This is a genomic window from Trichocoleus sp. Lan (assembly GCF_039961855.1).
In the GTDB taxonomy this organism is placed as follows: Bacteria; Cyanobacteriota; Cyanobacteriia; order Cyanobacteriales; family FACHB-T130; genus FACHB-T130.
In genome coordinates this window covers 1-2,871 of the sequence record NZ_JAMPKA010000066.1, presented here as the reverse complement: position 1 = coordinate 2,871, position 2,871 = coordinate 1, and the positions used below count along the sequence as shown (strand labels likewise).

Here is a 2,871-nt window from a genome sequence, read left to right as displayed (position 1 = left end):
GACTTAGTGCCTGCTGCCAAGATTGTAATGCTGCCTCAAATTGGCTGATCTGAAACTGCTCAATCCCTTGATCCAACAATCGCTCAGCTTCCGCTTTCCGAGCATCTGGGGTTCGCGCTAACGCCTGTGTTGTAGGAAATAGCGCTGGAAAATTAGGCGCGAACGGTGTTGCAGCAGTTGTCAAAAGAGCGATCGCGCTAAGGAGTCTGATTTGGAAACGCACAGTTATTTTGGGAGAAAAGTGCAAGGATGCGATCGCTGTTTTAACTTAATGCAGTTGGGCACGTCTAGTTATCGGTTGATGCGAGAGTATCGTCATCAGAATCAAGAATGCGATCGCTTGCGAACTGCAACTAGCGGCGGCAAGTTGGTCTTCACCATCTTTGGAGCGATCTCTAACCCTATACTTTGGCAGCGCACTTTTCCCATACCAATTGGTACTTACTTTTCAGCGACGCAATAGCAAGAGTGCCAATTGGCACTTACTCTTCTCTAAATTCTGCATTAGGAGTTGCAATGGTAAAACTATCACTTCGACTACTCATTGTTTGTGTCATTGTTTTTCCCCTTTGTTTCATTGGTTATATTGCACTTCTTGTACACACTGTTCCACGTCTACTACATTCGGGTAGTGCCTTTCCAACTTCTTCGGGGTTTTACCTTAATCCTCGTGTTTGAACTTCTCAAAGTTTTTGGGCGAAACTTGCTCTTCAGCAACTGCCTGACCAATTTTGCTTTGGACTAGATTGCTCTGGAATCAGAAGAAAGTTTTGATAACTGGCTGAAGTCTAAAAATCACCCATTCAGGTGAGTCATCTGGGTGAAGTACTCAAGTGTCTGGAATAAGAGAATTTGGTGTTACGCAAGGCACGATGTCACACCAAATGTTTTGGTAAGGTTTATTAGGAATTGGGGTAGCAATCGGGATGAAAAGCGTATGCATTTTTTGCGGTTCCAACAAAGGCTTACGACCCGCCTACGCGGAGGCAGCCCAGCAAATGGGTGAAGCGCTAGCACTCCGAGGAATTAGTCTAGTCTACGGTGGTGGAAATGTTGGATTAATGGGAATAGTTGCCGATGCGGCACTAGCAGCAGGAGGTGAGGTCATTGGTGTGATTCCTAAAGCCTTAGTGGACAAGGAAATTGCTCATAGGGGTCTAACCGATCTGCGAGTTGTTGGTTCAATGCACGAGCGCAAAGCTTTAATGGCAGAACTGTCGGATGCGTTTGTGGCGCTACCAGGAGGCTATGGAACGTTTGAGGAATTTTGTGAGGTGCTGACTTGGGCACAACTCGGCATACACCAAAAGCCATGCGGTCTGCTGAATATCGAGGGTTATTATGATCGCCTGATTGCGTTCTTCGATCACGCGGTTGGCGAAGCGTTTTTGCGTCCTCAGCACCGTTCGCTTGTGCTGAAAGAGCAGGAACCGATGCTGCTGCTTGATATATTGGCCGGATATCAACCGCTCTTAATCGATAAGTGGATTGGTCGTAACGAGACTTGACCCAGAAGGCACTAGTGCAGTGACAGCAAAAGTAACTAACCACTTCCTGGGGATGGGGGGGTAGGGGAGTGATATCAACTACTCTCAAAAAGGTATGGACTTTCGTTTGACTGTGGAGTAAAGATATAGCAGCCAGGACTTAATCCAGGTGACTGCCCCAACTATCGAACTAACTCAAGTCAATCCTCTTTCTTCCTCTTGCTTAGCCATTCATTGAGCAAAGCTTCTATCAAACTACTTAAATTTAATTCACCTTGGCGCTGCCTCTTTTCCTTCTTCTCTTTCAGCAGTTCAGTTTGGACTTCTAGTAGTAGATCGTATGGAATTAGTGCAGATATTTGGGTAAAGTCAGGGTTACTACGTCGCCCTCTTGGTCGTCCAACTTTCCGGGGTTCAACCACTTCCGGTGGTTGTTCTATTGGAGCTGGTTGTATTGGAATTTCTTCTTCTGGTTGCTCATCCTTGCTACGAGCTTGGTTAAGCAGGGATTTGAACATAGAAGGTTTGTCATCTTTTTTCGGACTCACTTCAATATCTCCTTACCCATTGCTACATATCCTTTCCAACCGTCTAAAGCTCGTGGGTCGGGATAATCTTTAACTGTGACACCGAGTAGGGGCGATCGCTCAAAGGCAACTAATCTTTTGATTTCAGCTTTGAATATTGGCAGCTTTAAATCTTCTAAAGATTGTCGAGCATCTTTCGCGGCAGCAGAGCGTGCTGGAATCTGGGTCAGCAAGATTTTGAATTTAGCGCTCATCGACTGCAAAACTTCGACTGTCTGTGCCAGGGCATCTAAATCCAATCCGCGCGGAGTCGTCGGGAGTACGAGCAGGTCGCATCCATCGGCTAATTCTTCAAAATCTTCTGGAGAGGGTCGAGCTTGTGTGTCAATAACAATGTGCGTATAGTCTTTAATATATTTTGGTGCCGCTGTTTCCGAGACGACTTTGAAAGGTAGTTTTTCAGGTCGTGCCCAAGTCAGCGCTGAGCGATTTTTATCTGCATCAATGAGCAAGGTAGGCGCTTTGGTTTGAAGGTAAGCCGCTAAATGAATAGCCGTAGTAGTTTTTGAGCAACCACCCTTTAAGGATGCGATCGCAATAATCATGATGTTTTCAGAAGTGCTTCTATAAGCCTACCTGAAAGGATGTTCCACTGAAATAGCAGTATTATGCGTATGCAAAATTACATATTTTCAAATATTCATTTTCCTTCAAGTATGCCAGAATCAGGGAATCCAGACTTCGCCGAAAAGGACTCTTTTCGGTGGAGTTACTACCAGCGGCTAACGGATTCATTAGCGTTTCACTGTTGTTGGATTCGTCCAACCAAATGCTGTTTTAGGTGGAGTTAGAATGAG

5 protein-coding genes are annotated in these 2,871 nt (G+C 45.5%); 2 read left to right on the top strand and 3 right to left on the bottom strand.

Features of this window, described 5'->3' with window-relative positions:
- On the bottom strand, positions 1–223 hold a 223-nt coding region (locus NDA03_RS27745), incomplete at its 3' end, for a hypothetical protein (protein WP_348239817.1).
- Here NDA03_RS27745 and NDA03_RS27740 point away from each other — a divergent pair.
- Together NDA03_RS27740 and NDA03_RS27735 are read left to right on the top strand one after the other, a co-directional pair.
- Positions 212–463: a hypothetical protein gene (locus NDA03_RS27740; protein WP_348239816.1), complete on the top strand. Its 252-nt coding sequence runs from the start codon at positions 212–214 to the stop codon at positions 461–463. The two genes, NDA03_RS27745 and NDA03_RS27740, sit on opposite strands and share 12 nt — an antisense overlap.
- Before the next feature lie 463 nt (positions 464–926).
- On the top strand, positions 927–1,508 hold the full coding sequence (locus NDA03_RS27735; protein ID WP_348239814.1) for a TIGR00730 family Rossman fold protein: 582 nt from the start codon (positions 927–929) through the stop codon (positions 1,506–1,508).
- Positions 1,509–1,687: 179 nt separating this feature from the next.
- Here the strand turns inward: NDA03_RS27735 and NDA03_RS27730 are convergent, their stop codons facing one another.
- Entirely contained in the window at positions 1,688–2,035 is a 348-nt protein-coding gene (locus NDA03_RS27730; protein WP_348239813.1) for a hypothetical protein, read from the bottom strand.
- The gene (locus NDA03_RS27725) at positions 2,032–2,619 is read right to left on the bottom strand and encodes a ParA family protein (RefSeq protein WP_348239812.1); all 588 of its coding nucleotides are present in this window, start codon (positions 2,617–2,619) and stop codon (positions 2,032–2,034) included. The genes NDA03_RS27730 and NDA03_RS27725 overlap by 4 nt, the downstream gene beginning before the upstream one ends.
- Between the last annotated feature and the right edge of the window lie 252 nt (positions 2,620–2,871).

Excerpts from the sequence above, each read along its gene's own strand:
- NDA03_RS27735 (WP_348239814.1), top strand. The coding sequence starts at position 927 with ATGAAAAGCGTATGCATTTTTTGCGGTTCCAACAAAGGCTTACGACCC.
- NDA03_RS27725 (WP_348239812.1), bottom strand. The coding sequence starts at position 2,619 with ATGATTATTGCGATCGCATCCTTAAAGGGTGGTTGCTCAAAAACTACT.